We start from the raw sequence: 15554 nt of genomic DNA on the forward strand, positions 1-15554 counted from the left end.
TTTTTATGAATGATTGTTACCCAACAATATTAATAATTTTACCAGGTACCACAATTAGTTTTTTAGGTTCTCTACCATTTAGTTGAGCTTGTGTACGCTCATCATCTAGAATAATTTTCTTTATTTCTTCTTCACTCAAATCAAGTGGCAATTCAATCTTAAATCTCATCTTTCCATTAAAAGAAACTGGATACTCCTTTGAACTTTCTACTAAAAATTCAGCTTTAAATTCAGGAAACGACTCCTGAGATATAGAACTTTCATGCCCTAACATCGACCAAAGTTCTTCTGCAATATGAGGAGCATAGGGAGATATCACTATTGCTAAAGGCTCTAGAATTGCTCTATGATGACATTTTTGTTGCCCTAATTCGTTTACACAAATCATGAATTGAGATACAGATGTGTTAAATGAAAAACCTTCGATATCTTCAACAACTTTTTTGATAGTTTTATGAAGTGATTTATACATTTCCTTAGTAGGTTCCTCATCTGTTATTACTAAACCATTGTCATCAGCATATAATCTCCAAAGTTTTTTCAAGAAACCAGCAACTCCAGAAATACCAGCAGTATTCCAAGGCTTAGCTTGCTCTAAAGGACCTAAAAACATCTCATATAAACGCAAAGTATCTGCCCCATATTCATTACAAATATCATCAGGGTTTACAACATTATAATAAGATTTAGACATTTTTTCCACTTCATGCCCTACGATATATTTCCCACTAGGATTTAAAATAAACTCAGCATTTTCATAATCTGGTCTCCATTTCTTAAATGCCACAGTATCCAACTCTGACGATGAATTAACCAACCCTACATAAGCATATAGTTGCTGTACCTTCTCGTCTTTTATCATATCTTTAGAAATAAATGTATTGGTACCTTCAATTCGGTATACGAAAGCAGATGTACCTAAAATCATTCCTTGATTAATCAATTTTTTAAAAGGCTCTTCTGTAGGTGCTACGCCAAGATCTTTTAAAAACTTATTCCAAAAACGACTATACAATAAATGTCCTGTCGCGTGCTCACTTCCTCCTATATATAAGTCAACATTCTGCCAATATTTCAAAGCATCTTGTGCAGCAATTTCACTTTCATTTGATGGATCCATATAGCGCATCCAATACCATGATGACCCTGCCCATCCTGGCATAGTATTGAGCTCGATAGGAAAGATAGTTTTATTATCAATCTTTTCGTTTGCTACAACTTTATTATTAACAGTATCCCAAGCCCAAATATTTGCATTTCCTAGAGGTGGTTGCCCATCCTCTGTTGGCAAATATTTTTCAACCTCTGGTAAAACAATTGGCAAATACTTACTATCAATCATTTTAGGCAATCCATTCACATAATATACTGGGAATGGCTCTCCCCAATATCTTTGTCGTGAGAATACCGCATCTCTTAATCTATAATTCACTTTCCCTTTTCCTTGCCCCAATTCCACTAAAGCCTCAATAGCTTTAATAGTAGCTTCTTTATAATCTAATCCATTTAGAAAATCAGAATCTTTTAGAACAAAGCCTTCTTTCTCTGTAAAAGCTTCTTCACTTATATCTTTATCAAATATGTTTTTGATTTTTATATCAAAATGTTTAGCAAAAGCATAATCACGAGAATCTCCGCTAGGAACGGCCATTACTGCACCAGTACCATAGCCTGCCAAAACATAATCACCAATCCAAATCTCTATTGGTTCTTTTGTAAAAGGATGAATTGCATATGCACCAGTGAATACACCTGATATAGTTTTCACATCTGCCATTCTCTCTCTCTCACTTCTTTTAGAAGTAGCGTCAATATATGCAGCAATTTTTTCTTTCTGTTCGGGAGTAGTAATTTTCGACACTAAATCATGTTCTGGAGCAAGGGTCATAAAACTTACACCAAAAATTGTGTCAGGTCTAGTGGTAAATACTTCTATAGTATCATCGTGATCTTTTACATTAAAAACGATTGAAGCTCCTACCGACTTACCAATCCAATTACGTTGACTTTCTTTCAAACTCTCCGTCCAGTCAATATCCTCTAATCCTTGTAACAATCGTTCAGCATACGCAGAAATGCGCATACTCCATTGCTTCATCTTTTTTCTAACTACAGGATGTCCTCCACGTTCTGACAAACCATCTTTAATCTCATCATTTGCTAACACTGTTCCTAAAGCAGGACACCAGTTAACTTCTGTCTCAGCCAAATAAGTCATTCTATACTTCAAAAGCATTTTCTCCTTTTCCTCATCAGAATACGATTTCCATTGCTCAGCAGTAAATACAGGAATGTTATCATCACAAACAGCTACAACATTTAAATTACCTTCTTTATCAAATTTAGATACTAAAGTTGTTATAGATTCCGCTTTGTCAGTTTCTTTATTATACCATGAATTAAATAATTGAATAAAAATCCATTGAGTATGTTTATAATAATCCGCATTAGATGTTCTCACTTCTCTGTTCCAATCAAATGAAAAACCTATACGATCTAATTGTTCGCGATAGCGTGCAATATTTTCTTCTGTTGTGATTGCTGGATGTTGACCTGTTTGAATAGCATATTGTTCAGCAGGTAGTCCAAAACTATCATACCCTTGCGGATGTAAAACATTAAACCCTTGATGACGTTTATAACGAGCAAAAATATCTGAGGCAATATATCCCAGTGGGTGACCTACGTGCAGACCTGCTCCAGAAGGATAAGGAAACATATCTAACACATAATATTTTGGCTTTTCTGAATTATTATCAGTTTTAAAAGTTTGGTTCTCTTTCCAAAATTTTTGCCATTTGGCCTCAATTTCATTTGGATTATACTTCATGCTATTCAATTATAATAAGTAGTTTTTACAAAAAATCTTTAATCGACAAAAGTCGATATTATATCCCTATTCACGCAAAAATAAACTATATTTATAACAATTAGAAAACTTTAATCGTTATAATCATAGAAAAACATTTTTGTTTGTTATTTTTACACGCTTAAAAAGATACCTATGGCAACGTCATATGAAAAATATCAAAAGAGAAAATTGATCTCATCTTATTTTTCTGTAATATTCAGTATTTTCCTAGTTTTATTTTTACTCGGTTCGCTGAGTATCTTTGTTATTAATGCTAGAAAGATATCTGAAAATTTCAGAGAGAGTATTCCAATGACCATTTTTTTTAATAAAAATGCTACAAAGTCAGATATTGATAATTTTGATAAAAAACTAGCAAAAGCAAATTTTGTCAAGGATTATAAATACATATCAAAAGAAGAAGCAGCAGAAAAACATCAACAAGATTTAGGTGAAAACTTTTTAGAATTCTTAGGGTTTAATCCACTACAAGATTCCTTTGATCTGCATCTAAAAGCAGACTATGTCGTTAAAGATAGTATTGCATTTATAGAAAAAGACTTTACTAAAACTACAAGTATTAGCGAAATTTCATATGACAAACAATTAGTTGATTTGGTTAATGAAAATATTGACCGTATTACAACATGGGTACTTATCGTAACAGCAATATTTGCTATAATAGCCATGCTATTAATTAATAGTTCATTACGTCTATTAATTTATTCTAGCCGCTTTACAATAAAAACCATGCAAATGGTAGGTGCTACTAAGCGATTCATACGCAGACCGTTCATATTTCACAATATGAAACTTGGTATTATAGCTTCATTACTAGCTATTGTAGCAATTATAGCAATTGTCTTTTATATAGATAATAAATTCCCTGATTTAGAACTTGATCCTACTACAAACTATATGCCTTTAGCAATTGTTTCTTGTGGATTATTATTAGCAGGAATAATTATTACTAATATTAGTACTTACTTTGCAACACAACGATTTTTAAACCTTAAATCTGACGATTTATATTAAGATATATTATGAAAGAACAAGATAAGAATACGTTTTTATTCACAAAACAGAACTACATATGGCTAATAATTAGCCTGCTAATTATAGCATTAAGCTTTATCTTAATGTCTGGTGCCTCAAATGATGATCCTACTCAATTTAATGAAGCTATCTACAGTTTTCGTAGAATACATTTAGCTCCTACGCTATTCTTTGTAGGAATTGGAGTTGCTATTTATTCAATCTTTAAAAAATAAATATTTACTATAAAACATAATCAATGGATTTAATACAAGCCATCCTTCTAGCTATTGTAGAAGGACTAACTGAATATCTACCAGTTTCTTCAACCGCTCATATGATCTTTGTAAGTTCTTATTACGGAATTCAAGAAGATGACTTTGTAAAACTCTTTCAAACTGCAATTCAGTTTGGTGCAATATTAGCTGTGGTAGCTCTATATTGGAGAAAGTTTTTTGATTTCAGTAAATTAAACTTCTACAAAAAACTAGTCTTCGCAGTTATACCTGCTTTAGTACTTGGAAAACTTTTTGACGAAGCAATTGATCAAGTCCTTGGTGCAACTATTTACATAGCAATTATGCTTATTGTCGGTGGAGTTGTATTAATTTTTATTGATAAGTATTTCAAACATCCTAAAACACTTAAAGAAGAAGATATTACTGTAAAACAAGCTGTTGCTATTGGTTTTTGGCAATGTTTAGCTATGATGCCTGGTACGAGTAGATCTGCTGCATCTATTATTGGAGGTATGCAACAAGGGCTTTCAAGACAAGTGGCTGCAGAGTTTTCTTTTTTCTTAGCAGTTCCTACTATGGCTGCTGTAACAGTATATTCAATTGTATTAAAAAAATATGAGTCAGGAAAAATAGGTTATGAATTACTACTTGAAAACTCAGATAATTTAAAGTTATTTCTTTTAGGAAATGTTATAGCTTTTATCGTATCCATCATAGCAATTAAATTCTTTATTGGAGTAATTAAAAAATACGGTTTTAAACCTTGGGGATACTATCGAATTATAGCAGGAGCTATACTATTATTTTATTTTGGATATATTAAGCAATAATGATAAACTACACCGCTGAAGCGTTTCAACAAGGTCAAATACTATTAATTGACAAACCATTACATTGGTCCTCATTTCAAGCTGTTAATAAAATAAAATGGCTATTGAAAAAAGAACTAGGCTTAAAGAAAATTAAAGTTGGCCATGCTGGAACATTAGATCCATTGGCATCAGGATTACTTATCGTATGTACTGGAAAAGCTACTAAGCAAATAAGTGACTTACAGGGACAAGTAAAGGAATACACAGGGACGATTACAGTAGGCGCTACAACACCGTCATACGATTTAGAAACTGAAATTGACCAAACTTTTCCTATAGACCATATCAATGATATTCTATTAGACAATACTAGAAAATCTTTTTTAGGTGAAACTCAACAAAAACCACCCATATTTTCAGCATTAAAGAAAGATGGTAAAAGACTTTATGAACATGCAAGAAAAGGAGAAGAGGTCGAAATTGCGTTGCGTTCAATTACTATTAGTGAATTTGAACTTACCAAGATTGATTTACCCAATATTGATTTTCGCGTAATTTGTTCAAAAGGTACCTATATTAGATCTCTAGCATTTGACTTTGGTCAGAAGATAAATTCAGGAGGACATTTAAGTGCGCTTAGAAGAACTAAAATAGGAGATTATGATGTTGCTAATGCAATTAATTTAGATGATTTTGAAATCAATATAAAAAAAGAAAATAGCACAGAAAACTGATTTATACTGTGTCTAATATATATTAAAGGGGAGGAGTCAAATTTAATTGACTCCTCCCCTTTCTTTCGTATATTCTAAAAAGTATATTAGCAATTATATACCATTTTCTAAGTTCGTCACCAAATATCAGAAGTTTTTACTACTTGTAGTAAATCATAGTGATTACCTCCACTATCTATCGCTTCAAAGCCTCCATCGATTGATCTTTTTACATCTATATATATTTTATCAATGCTATCATTCCACAGATAGCCAGCCCCATTGTCATTTCTAAAGTATATTTTACCCTTGTATTTATTACCAATTTGATCATTCCCTTCTACCAAAAAAGGAGTATTAATAAAACTATCATTCCTAATCTCGTTTTGCAATGTATCTATTGTATCGCTTTCACTATTTCCTTTACTATTATCATTTTTAGATTCACATGAAACTAATTTAATGATAATTAAAAAATAGAGAAAAAGTAAGAGAAATGTATTATTAAATACTATTCGCTTCATCATGATTCATATAATTATTAGCTTCTGTAACAAATGTAATAGAACTTAAGATTCATAAATTCAAAAAATAGGGAAGCTAAGTAAATACTTAGTAAAGCAAATCTTATTACAGCCATTTTACTTTTAAAAAGTTTAAAAATAAACCATTTAAAAATCGTTTTGAATTGAAATACCTTAAATGGTTCGTGGAATCTAGTATTCCATGTATGCCTTTATAACTATAGAGTAAATGATTTTTTCAACAATGCTTCAACAGTTCTTCAAGACTCCTTCAACAAATAGCCCTCTATATAGAGCAATCATGGGGAAGTGTTGAAGAAGTGTTGAAGGATTTAGCTCTAATGCTTATGAACACTAGCTTTAGCAAGCATCCCAATTTTAGCTCTATAAACCATTTTTAAGATAAAGTACTGTATTTTAATAAGATATGTTTTTTAGAGTTCAAAAAAAGTGAGGTGTTTTTTTTTGTTCTCCTCAGATGATTAAAGCATTTATAGAAAACCTCCTAACCTATTGATATATAAAGGATCTATTTGATAAATAAATTTATTCTGAAGACATAATTAATCCTTTAACTAATGCTGATACATATTTTGATTCACAGGAGCATATAAAAATATTTATTTAGAGATAAAGAAATCTCATAAAACTAAAAAGTCAAGATGACTTTGATAAATAAAAAGATTTTATTCCCTATCCAAATATAAAAATAGCCTAGTTTACACTAAAGAATATCAACTCTAAAATATTGAAATTTTATAAGCTTAGAATTGTAAGTAGCATACATAACTACTATATTAGCTCCTCAAAACTATCAAAATGAAAAAGATATTTTTTTTACTTATTTTAATATCGACAAGCATATTTGCTCAAAAAACAGAATTCCAGGAAGGGGACTTAATTTTCCAAAATTTACAATGTGGTCCACTGTGTGATGCTATTAATGAAGTTACAATCGGTTATGATGATCTAAATTTTAACCATGTAGGGATGGTCATAGAACATGAAGGAGAATTACAAGTGATCGAAGCTACTTTTCCCAATGTGTGTATCACTCCTCTAAGTGATTTTTTAAGTAAGACAAATACATCAATGTATCTAGGTAGGCTAAATCCTAAATTCCAAAAGTTAATACCAAAAGCAAAAGAGTACAGTCTTTTACAAGTAGGCAAGCCATATGATGAGAACTATTTGCTAAATAATGGTAAATTTTATTGTTCTGAATTATTGTACGAAGCTTTTAAATATGCTAATAAAGGAAGTGGTTTTTTCTACTTATACCCAATGACTTATAAATCAAAACATACTGAAGATTATTTCCCAGTATGGGTAGAATATTTTGAAAAGCTAAACCAACCAATACCAGAAGGTCTTCCTGGTTGTAATCCCGCAGGAATGACTTTGTCTAGTAAAATTACAATGCTAGGAATTATCCAAAAATAATTAACAGCAAAAAAAAAGCTAAATAGATTTAATTAGACTCTATTTAGCTTTTTTACTTTATAATGATTACTTATCGATTGATAACATTAAGTCTACTACTTCCTGTTGAACTTCAAAGCCCTTATTTTTAGCATACCATTTTTGTAATTCAATTGCTCCTGTTTCATCAAATTTACCATTTTCAGCTTTATAAGACTCTACTAATTCACGAGCGCCTTTTGGTCTAGGTCCCCAATCACCTACAATTTTATTGGTAGCTTTTTCTACTATTATTAACTTAGGGATAGCACGTCCCCCATTCGTTAAGAATTGATCCATCAATTCTAAATTCTGGTCTCTCAGTACGATTAACATCTCAATCTTATCTCCAACTGAAGCTAATTTATTAAGCATAGGAACGGATTGAGCCGCATCACCACACCAGCTTTCAGAGATAACAATCCAAATATATTCTTTATTTAAATCTTTTAATGCTGTAGCAAAAGTCTCATCTACTTTCAGAGTCTTATCTAATCTATGTAGTCTTGCTTCATTTAATTCTGCATATTTTAAATATCCTTCATCTAATCCTAAAATGCTGCTATCTTTTTCTAAAGCCTCAGTAACGAAAGCACGAAAATCATCATACCTAAAACTTTTATTTAAAGTTCCTAGTTCTATCTGTGTCATTTTGTGTAAATTTATTGTTTGTTAAACCAAATATACAGTTTTTACATTAATCAATTCAAGTAAAGAGGCTATGAATAAAGAGACCATTGGGCTTGCACTATCGGGAGGTGGTTATAGAGGATTAGCCCATGCAGGTGCATTACAATTTTTAAATGAGAATAATATTCAACCTAAAGAGATAGCAGGTACTAGTGCTGGATCTATTGTTTCGTGCCTGTATGCAATCGGAATGGATCCAAAAGAAATGTTGGATTTTTTCAAATCGGTTAATCTCTTTAATTGGCAGCACTTCACTCTTAAAAAAGCTGGACTAATAGACGTAAATGCTTTTGATAAATACTTAAATAAAGTTTTTGCCAATAAAACTTTAGGCGATTTAAAAATACCAATTCATATTACAGCAACTGATATATCAAAAGGTACATTACACTTTTTCGATAAAAACACAAAAATAGCAGATGCAATTCTTGCATCTAGTGCCTTTCCAGGCATTTTTTCCCCTTATGAAATTGATGGCATGATATTCAGTGATGGTGGAATAATCAATAATTTCCCAACGAAAATACTTAAAAATAATTGTGATTTTATAATAGGTGTAAATGTATGTCCCTTGCAGACAGTGAATCAGGAAGAGCTAACTTCGATAAGAGCAGTTACTTTAAGAGCTTATGATTTAATGACTGCCATGAACAATATACAACAAAGCACAATTTGTGATTGGTTAATTGAGCCACATGAACTTACAAAATATTCTACTTTTGAACGAAATAAATTAAAAATGGATAAAATTTTTGAAATAGGATATGAAGCAACCAAAGATTCATATCTTCAAAACCAAGATAAATTCACAAAAGCTATTTAATAGTATGATATAATCTCTATATTTGCAAAACTTTAAAAATATCTTTCGATGAAATACAAAAGAATTCTACTAAAATTAAGTGGAGAAGCTCTGATGGGGGATCAACAATATGGTATAGATCCTAAAAAATTAGCAGAATATGCTGCTGAGATTAAGAAAATTCACAATTTAGGCGTTGAAATTGCAATTGTTATTGGTGGAGGAAATATTTTTAGAGGAGTTGCAGGTGCCAATGTAGGAATGGATCGCGTTCAAGGTGATTACATGGGAATGTTAGCTACCGTAATTAACGGAATGGCTTTACAAGGGGCATTAGAGGACAACGGTATGCTAACAAGATTACAAACAGCCCTAAAAATTGAAGCTGTTGCAGAACCTTATATTAAAAGAAGAGCGGTACGCCATCTTGAAAAAGGTAGAATTGTAATTTTTGGAGCAGGAACAGGAAACCCATATTTCACCACTGACACTGCTGCTGTACTAAGAGGAGTAGAAATTAATGCAGATGTTATTTTAAAAGGTACACGAGTAGATGGTGTTTATACTGCAGACCCTGAAAAAGATCCAGAAGCAATTAAATTTGAGAAAATAACATTTTCAGATGTTTTGACAAAAGGATTAAATGTAATGGATACAACTGCCTTTACCTTAAGTAGAGAAAATGAATTACCTATTGTTGTATTTGACATGAATAAAAAAGATAATTTACTAAAAGTTTGCGAAGGAAACGATACTGTAGGAACAACTGTATCAGTAAATATTAATTAATTATTACTATGACAGAAGAAATCGACTTAATTATCGAAACAGCAAGAGAGTCAATGAATGGATCAATTGCTCACTTAGAAAAATCTCTTTTGAATATTCGCGCTGGAAAAGCGAATCCTCAAATGCTTGGTGGAGTATTCGTAGATTACTACGGTTCTCAAACGCCATTATCTCAAGTGGCAAACGTTAATGTTCCTGATGCTAGAACAATCTCTGTTACGCCATGGGAAAAAAACATGATTCAGCCAATTGAGAAAGCCATTTTAATAGCTAATTTAGGTCTAAACCCAATGAATAATGGGGAAAATATTATCATTAATATTCCGCCATTAACAGAGGAAAGACGTAAAGAATTGGTAAAACAAGCCAAATCTGAAGCAGAAGATGCTAAAATTGGTATTAGAAACGTTAGAAAAGATGCTAACAACGATATCAAAAAAGAAGAAAAAAATGGTGTTTCAGAAGATATTTGTAAAGATGCAGAGGACAGAATACAAAAATTAACTGATAATTACATCAAGAAAATAGATGAAATTTTTGCTGTTAAAGAGGCAGAAATTCTTAAAGTTTAAAGAATCCGCAGTAATGCGGATTTTTTTTTATCTATCTTCAAAACTTAACTTTTATCATATTGTAGTTCAATAAGTTTACTTAATTTTATGAGTATTATTAATCCATAATATCATAAATGATATGACTACAAAAACTTATACACTCGAAGAACTACAAAAAACAAATCCTGTATTCGGACAACAATCTTTTGATAATCACGAACAAATTGTTTTTTGTCATGATAAAGAATCTGGATTAAAAGCCATCATCGGTATACATGATACTACATTAGGACCAGCGTTAGGAGGAACAAGAATGTGGAATTATCAATCAGAATGGGAAGCTTTAAATGATGTCTTACGATTATCAAGAGGGATGACCTATAAATCGGCTATATCTGGTTTAGATTTAGGTGGTGGAAAGGCGGTAATCATTGGAGATTCTAAAAAAGATAAAACTCCAGAAATGATCAAGGCATTTGCAAAATATGTTGATTCTTTAAGTGGTAGATATATCACTGCTGAAGACGTAGGTTCGACAACCGAAGATATGGATCTAATTCATACAATCACAAAACACGTTACTGGTATTTCAAAAGAACTTGGAGGTTCGGGTAATCCTTCTCCTGTGACTGCTTATGGAGTATTTATGGGGCTTAAAGCTGCGGCAAATTACAAATATGGTTCTGATAATCTAGAAGGTAAAAAAGTTTTTGTTCAAGGTATCGGTAATGTGGGAGAAACATTAGTAAAACATTTGACAGAGAATGGAGCTATTGTAACAATCACAGATATTAATAAAGAAAAATTAGAAGAAGTAGCTAAAAAATACAATGCCAAAATTTATACTGGTAATGATTTATATGCTGAGGAAATGGATATTTATGCACCTTGTGCTTTAGGAGCAACGATTAACGATGACACTGTAAATAAAATAAAAGCAGGAGTAATTGCTGGAGCAGCAAATAATCAGTTAGCCGTAGAAAACGTACATGGTAAAATATTAAAAGATAGAGGTATCGTATATGCGCCAGACTTTCTAATTAATGCAGGAGGAATAATTAATGTCTTTGGTGAGATTGTAAACTATGGACAAGATGAAGCTTTAAAAAGAACAGAAAATATATACAATACTGCCCTAGAAGTATTGCATCATGCAAAAGAAAAAAATATTACTCCACAACATGCTGCAATGCAAAAAGCAGAAGAAAGAATTAACAAAAAGAAAAAAGAAAATAAGTAAGAAACATAAAAGCAACCATAAAATAGGTTGCTTTTTTTTGATCATCAAATACAAATAAGACTGTAAAATAATATAGTTTTCATTAAACACAATATTTCATTTCCGTAATAAGTAGTAGTTACTCTATATGTTATATATTAGGCTTCAATAATCAATAGAATTTTACTAAATTTGCACCTATTATCTAGATAGATATATTGATTAAAATATAATTCACAATGAAACATACGAAAATTATAGATCTTCTAACGGGGAAGAACCTTCTGCATGAAGTAAAAGCAAAAGGATGGGTAAAAACCTTTAGAAACAATCAGTTTATTGCTTTGAATGATGGTTCTACTATCAATAATATTCAGTGCGTCCTTGATTTGGAAAAATTTCCAGCAGAATTATTAAAGAAAATTCACACAGGATCAGCATTATCTATCACAGGAACATTAGTAGAAAGCAAAGGAGCTGGTCAAAATGTAGAAATTCAAGTTTCTAAATTAAAGGTTTATGGTGAAGCTAATCCTGAGGAGTATCCTATACAACCTAAAAAGCATTCACTTGAATTTTTGCGTGAAAATGCTCACTTAAGAATTAGAACAAATATGTTTGGAGCAATTATGCGTGTACGTAGTACATTAGCATTTGCTGTACATAAATATTTTCAAGATAATGGTTTCTTCTATTTCAATGCTCCTATCATTACAGGATCTGACGCAGAAGGTGCCGGAGAAATGTTCAGAGTAACGGCTTTAGACTTAAATAACCTTCCTAAAAATGAACAAGGTGAAGTAGATACTAAAGAAGATTTCTTTGGAAAGACTACCAACTTAACAGTTTCTGGTCAGTTAGAAGCTGAAACATATGCAATGGCATTAGGGTCAGTTTATACTTTTGGACCGACATTCCGTGCAGAAAATTCAAACACGTCGCGTCACTTAGCAGAGTTTTGGATGATCGAACCTGAAGTTGCTTTTAACGACTTGGATGACAACATGGATTTAGCAGAAGATTTTATTAAATCTGTATTACGCTATACATTAGAAAAATGTGAAGATGACTTAATCTTTTTAGATAAACGCTTAAAAGAGGAAGAAAAAAACAAACCTATGGCGGAAAGAAGTGAAATGTCTTTATTAGAAAAATTACAATTCGTAATAGACAATAACTTCAAACGTGTAAGCTATACAGAAGCGATTGATATTTTAAGAAACTGCAAACCAAATAAAAATAAAAAATTTAAATACGTTATTGACGAATGGGGAGCAGACTTACAAAGTGAGCATGAACGTTATCTAGTAGAAAAACACTTTAAATGCCCAGTAATCTTATTTGATTATCCTGCTGAAATTAAAGCGTTCTATATGAGATTAAATGAAGATGAAAAAACTGTAAGAGCGATGGATATTTTATTCCCAGGAATTGGTGAAATCGTAGGAGGTTCAGAAAGAGAAGAGCGATATGATGTGTTACTTGAGAAAATGAAGAAACTTGGTATCGATGAAGAAGAACTATGGTGGTATTTAGATACTAGAAAATTTGGAACTGCACCACATAGTGGTTTTGGCTTAGGATTTGAAAGATTAGTTCTATTTACAACAGGTATGACAAATATTAGAGATGTAATACCATTCCCTAGAACTCCACAAAACGCAGAGTTTTAAAGCGATTTAAACTCTTATATAATGTTTACTTTATGACATTTTTTTCTTATTTTTGAAGAAAGGAAATGTCATAAAGTAAACATTTTTTTATTGGTAAAAATTTCATAATAATGCTTAAACAAAGTCTTCAACTAAAATTATCACAAAAGCTTTCTCCTCAACAAATTCAGTTGATGAAACTTATTCAGTTGCCTACTTTGGCCTTTGAACAAAGGCTAAAAGAAGAACTTATTGAGAATCCTGCTTTAGAAAGTGGTAAAGAAACTGATACTAATAATGAAGTAGAAGAGTATGAAGATCCTTATGATGATTATGATAACGAAAGGATTGAAGCAGAAGATATCAATATAGATGAATATTTAAGCGACGATGAAACGCCAGATTACAAGTTACAAGCTAATAATTATAGTAAAGATGACGATGATTATGAATCGCCGATTATAGCATTTGAGAGCTTTCATCAAGATCTAATCAATCAGCTAAATACTTTCATGTTAAATGACGAAGATAAAGCTATTGCAGAATTTCTTGTTGGAAGTGTAGACGATATGGGCTATTTAAGAAGAGATATACAAGATATTGTTGATGATTTAGCATTTACCCAAGGAATATATACCAATGAAGCTACAGTTGAAAAAATTCTTACCATAGTACAAGATTTAGAGCCTTCTGGTGTTGGTGCTCGAAATTTACAAGAATGTTTATTATTACAACTGAAACATAAAACACCTACTTCTAGTACTGAGTTAGCAATAAATATCATTGAACATCAATTCGATGCTTTTACTAAAAAACATTATGATAAGTTATTGCAAAAATATGGGATTACTAAAGAAGAATTACGTTCTGCTATTGATGAGATAGAAAAACTAAATCCTAAACCTGGAAGTGCATATGTAGGTAATACTAAAATAGTAGAACATGTTATTCCTGATTTTACAATAAAAATAGTTGATGGGGAGTTAGAGCTTCATTTAAATGGAAGAAATGCTCCAGAATTACACGTTTCTAAAGATTATCAAGATATGTTGCAGACTTATAAAGACTCTGCAAATAATAATTCGCAAAAAGATGCAGTGCAATTCATTAAACAAAAATTGGATGGCGCTAAATGGTTTATTGACGCGATAAAACAACGCCAAGAGACTCTCTTTGTTACTATGCATGCAATCATGGATTATCAATACAATTACTTTTTAACAGGAGATGAAACTAAATTAAAACCAATGATATTAAAAGATATTGCAGAGGTTATAGGTTTAGATATTTCAACAGTATCGCGAGTAGCTAATAGCAAATATGTAGAAACTCCATATGGTACTAAACTAATAAAAGATTTCTTTTCTGAAGCAATGATAAATGATCAAGGAGAAGAGGTTTCTACTATTGAAGTTAAAAAGATATTAGAAAATATAATAACAGAAGAAGATAAAAGAAAACCTTATCCAGACGATAAACTAGCTGAAATTTTAAAAGAAAAGGGCTATCCTATTGCTCGTCGTACTGTAGCAAAATATAGAGAGCAATTAGATATTCCAGTTGCACGTATGCGTAAACGTATTTAATTACTATTAAAAATTAGTCGTATGAAAAGGCTATTTCCCATCATTTCGATTGTCTTTCATCCGATCATAGTACCCTTGATCACAGTATTGCTGTATTTCTACTTCACGCACTATTACTTTAATCGCTTAGAAATAGCAGTAATATTAAGTCAATTTAGCATAATAACACTATTCATACCTATCTCTATTTATATTCTCTTAAAATCTCTGAGAATCTTAAACTCAAGTATAATGGTGGATAAGCCTAAGGAACGTATTATTCCTTTTTTTATCAATGTCTTCTTATTAATAACTTTAAAAGACTTTATTTTATATAATAATAGTGCATATGAACTAAAAGTATATATATGGGGATTAATATATACCTACATCCTCTTACTCCTATTTATCTTCTTAAAGAAAAAGGCAAGTGCTCATATAGCTTTACTACTATCAAGTATCTCATTTGTTGTTTATATGATGATAAAGTATCAAACACCAAATCTTATACTTTTAATTGGGTTAGTATTAATAACAGGGATTGTAGCTAGTCAGAGATTGTTTGTAAAGGCACACACCTCTACAGAAATTATTTTAGGAGCATTATGTGGATGCTTACCTCAGCTTTTTTTCTATTTTATTCAGTAA

Annotated in this window: 15 protein-coding genes; 12 read left to right on the forward strand and 3 right to left on the reverse strand. The window is 31.3% G+C overall.

Translation table 11 applies throughout. The annotated features are described in order from the left end of the window. Positions 1-16: 16 nt before the first annotated feature. Complete coding sequence (gene leuS, locus RH98_RS08685; protein WP_010253123.1) at positions 17-2830, reverse strand: leucine--tRNA ligase; 2814 nt, start codon at positions 2828-2830, stop codon at positions 17-19. 174 nt (positions 2831-3004) lie between these two features. On the opposite strand from leuS, the gene RH98_RS08690 reads away from it, so the two are divergent. From RH98_RS08690 to truB, 4 genes are read left to right on the forward strand one after another with little or no spacing between them, the layout of a single operon-like run. Then, positions 3005-3886, forward strand: coding sequence for a cell division protein FtsX (locus RH98_RS08690; RefSeq protein ID WP_010253126.1), 882 nt, complete (start codon positions 3005-3007; stop codon positions 3884-3886). 8 nt (positions 3887-3894) lie between these two features. Further along, positions 3895-4122, forward strand: coding sequence for a DUF3098 domain-containing protein (locus RH98_RS08695; protein ID WP_010253128.1), 228 nt, complete (start codon positions 3895-3897; stop codon positions 4120-4122). A gap of 23 nt (positions 4123-4145) precedes the next feature. Then, a complete protein-coding gene (locus RH98_RS08700) occupies positions 4146-4955 on the forward strand; it encodes an undecaprenyl-diphosphate phosphatase (RefSeq protein ID WP_010253131.1) in 810 nt (269 codons plus the stop codon). After that, positions 4955-5671 carry a tRNA pseudouridine(55) synthase TruB gene (truB, locus tag RH98_RS08705; RefSeq protein ID WP_010253134.1) on the forward strand — a complete coding sequence of 239 codons (717 nt, stop codon included), beginning with the start codon at positions 4955-4957 and terminating at the stop codon, positions 5669-5671. Before RH98_RS08700 ends, truB begins: the two co-directional genes overlap by 1 nt. Positions 5672-5787: 116 nt before the next feature. On the opposite strand, the gene RH98_RS08710 is transcribed toward truB, so the two are convergent. Then, positions 5788-6177 carry a hypothetical protein gene (locus tag RH98_RS08710; RefSeq protein WP_010253137.1) on the reverse strand — a complete coding sequence of 130 codons (390 nt, stop codon included), beginning with the start codon at positions 6175-6177 and terminating at the stop codon, positions 5788-5790. A gap of 816 nt (positions 6178-6993) precedes the next feature. Here RH98_RS08710 and RH98_RS08715 point away from each other — a divergent pair. Then, positions 6994-7617 carry a YiiX/YebB-like N1pC/P60 family cysteine hydrolase gene (locus RH98_RS08715; protein WP_010253140.1) on the forward strand — a complete coding sequence of 208 codons (624 nt, stop codon included), beginning with the start codon at positions 6994-6996 and terminating at the stop codon, positions 7615-7617. A 66-nt stretch (positions 7618-7683) separates the two neighbouring features. Here RH98_RS08715 and RH98_RS08720 read toward each other — a convergent pair whose 3' ends face one another. Next, the gene (locus RH98_RS08720) at positions 7684-8286 is read right to left on the reverse strand and encodes a thioredoxin family protein (RefSeq protein WP_010253143.1); all 603 of its coding nucleotides are present in this window, start codon (positions 8284-8286) and stop codon (positions 7684-7686) included. Between the two features lie 70 nt (positions 8287-8356). On the opposite strand from RH98_RS08720, the gene RH98_RS08725 reads away from it, so the two are divergent. The 7 genes from RH98_RS08725 (at position 8357) to RH98_RS08755 (ending at position 15554) form a co-directional block, all read left to right on the forward strand. Further along, positions 8357-9148 (forward strand): patatin-like phospholipase family protein, encoded by a 792-nt coding sequence (locus tag RH98_RS08725; RefSeq protein WP_010253147.1) that lies wholly within the window; start codon positions 8357-8359, stop codon positions 9146-9148. 48 nt (positions 9149-9196) lie between these two features. Next, entirely contained in the window at positions 9197-9916 is a 720-nt protein-coding gene (gene pyrH, locus RH98_RS08730) for a UMP kinase (RefSeq protein ID WP_010253150.1), read from the forward strand. A gap of 8 nt (positions 9917-9924) precedes the next feature. Continuing rightward, positions 9925-10488: a ribosome recycling factor gene (gene frr, locus RH98_RS08735; RefSeq protein ID WP_010253153.1), complete on the forward strand. Its 564-nt coding sequence runs from the start codon at positions 9925-9927 to the stop codon at positions 10486-10488. A 121-nt stretch (positions 10489-10609) separates the two neighbouring features. Next, on the forward strand, positions 10610-11710 hold the full coding sequence (locus RH98_RS08740; protein ID WP_010253157.1) for a Glu/Leu/Phe/Val dehydrogenase dimerization domain-containing protein: 1101 nt from the start codon (positions 10610-10612) through the stop codon (positions 11708-11710). Between the two features lie 218 nt (positions 11711-11928). Further along, the gene (gene asnS / locus RH98_RS08745) at positions 11929-13362 is read left to right on the forward strand and encodes an asparagine--tRNA ligase (protein WP_010253160.1); all 1434 of its coding nucleotides are present in this window, start codon (positions 11929-11931) and stop codon (positions 13360-13362) included. 110 nt (positions 13363-13472) lie between these two features. Next, positions 13473-14927: an RNA polymerase factor sigma-54 gene (gene rpoN, locus RH98_RS08750; RefSeq protein WP_010253163.1), complete on the forward strand. Its 1455-nt coding sequence runs from the start codon at positions 13473-13475 to the stop codon at positions 14925-14927. A 231-nt stretch (positions 14928-15158) separates the two neighbouring features. After that, positions 15159-15554 carry a hypothetical protein gene (locus RH98_RS08755; RefSeq protein WP_010253166.1) on the forward strand — a complete coding sequence of 132 codons (396 nt, stop codon included), beginning with the start codon at positions 15159-15161 and terminating at the stop codon, positions 15552-15554.

Origin of the sequence: Myroides injenensis M09-0166, assembly GCF_000246945.1 — a bacterium.
Taxonomy (GTDB): Bacteria; Bacteroidota; Bacteroidia; order Flavobacteriales; family Flavobacteriaceae; genus Flavobacterium; species Flavobacterium injenense.

Excerpts from the sequence above, each read along its gene's own strand:
- RH98_RS08720 (WP_010253143.1), bottom strand. The coding sequence starts at position 8,286 with ATGACACAGATAGAACTAGGAACTTTAAATAAAAGTTTTAGGTATGAT.
- RH98_RS08725 (WP_010253147.1), top strand. The coding sequence starts at position 8,357 with ATGAATAAAGAGACCATTGGGCTTGCACTATCGGGAGGTGGTTATAGA.
- leuS (WP_010253123.1), bottom strand. The coding sequence starts at position 2,830 with ATGAAGTATAATCCAAATGAAATTGAGGCCAAATGGCAAAAATTTTGG.
- RH98_RS08755 (WP_010253166.1), top strand. The coding sequence starts at position 15,159 with ATGGTGGATAAGCCTAAGGAACGTATTATTCCTTTTTTTATCAATGTC.
- asnS (WP_010253160.1), top strand. The coding sequence starts at position 11,929 with ATGAAACATACGAAAATTATAGATCTTCTAACGGGGAAGAACCTTCTG.
- truB (WP_010253134.1), top strand. The coding sequence starts at position 4,955 with ATGATAAACTACACCGCTGAAGCGTTTCAACAAGGTCAAATACTATTA.
- RH98_RS08690 (WP_010253126.1), top strand. The coding sequence starts at position 3,005 with ATGGCAACGTCATATGAAAAATATCAAAAGAGAAAATTGATCTCATCT.
- frr (WP_010253153.1), top strand. The coding sequence starts at position 9,925 with ATGACAGAAGAAATCGACTTAATTATCGAAACAGCAAGAGAGTCAATG.
- RH98_RS08700 (WP_010253131.1), top strand. The coding sequence starts at position 4,146 with ATGGATTTAATACAAGCCATCCTTCTAGCTATTGTAGAAGGACTAACT.
- RH98_RS08695 (WP_010253128.1), top strand. The coding sequence starts at position 3,895 with ATGAAAGAACAAGATAAGAATACGTTTTTATTCACAAAACAGAACTAC.
- rpoN (WP_010253163.1), top strand. The coding sequence starts at position 13,473 with ATGCTTAAACAAAGTCTTCAACTAAAATTATCACAAAAGCTTTCTCCT.
- pyrH (WP_010253150.1), top strand. The coding sequence starts at position 9,197 with ATGAAATACAAAAGAATTCTACTAAAATTAAGTGGAGAAGCTCTGATG.
- RH98_RS08710 (WP_010253137.1), bottom strand. The coding sequence starts at position 6,177 with ATGATGAAGCGAATAGTATTTAATAATACATTTCTCTTACTTTTTCTC.
- RH98_RS08740 (WP_010253157.1), top strand. The coding sequence starts at position 10,610 with ATGACTACAAAAACTTATACACTCGAAGAACTACAAAAAACAAATCCT.
- RH98_RS08715 (WP_010253140.1), top strand. The coding sequence starts at position 6,994 with ATGAAAAAGATATTTTTTTTACTTATTTTAATATCGACAAGCATATTT.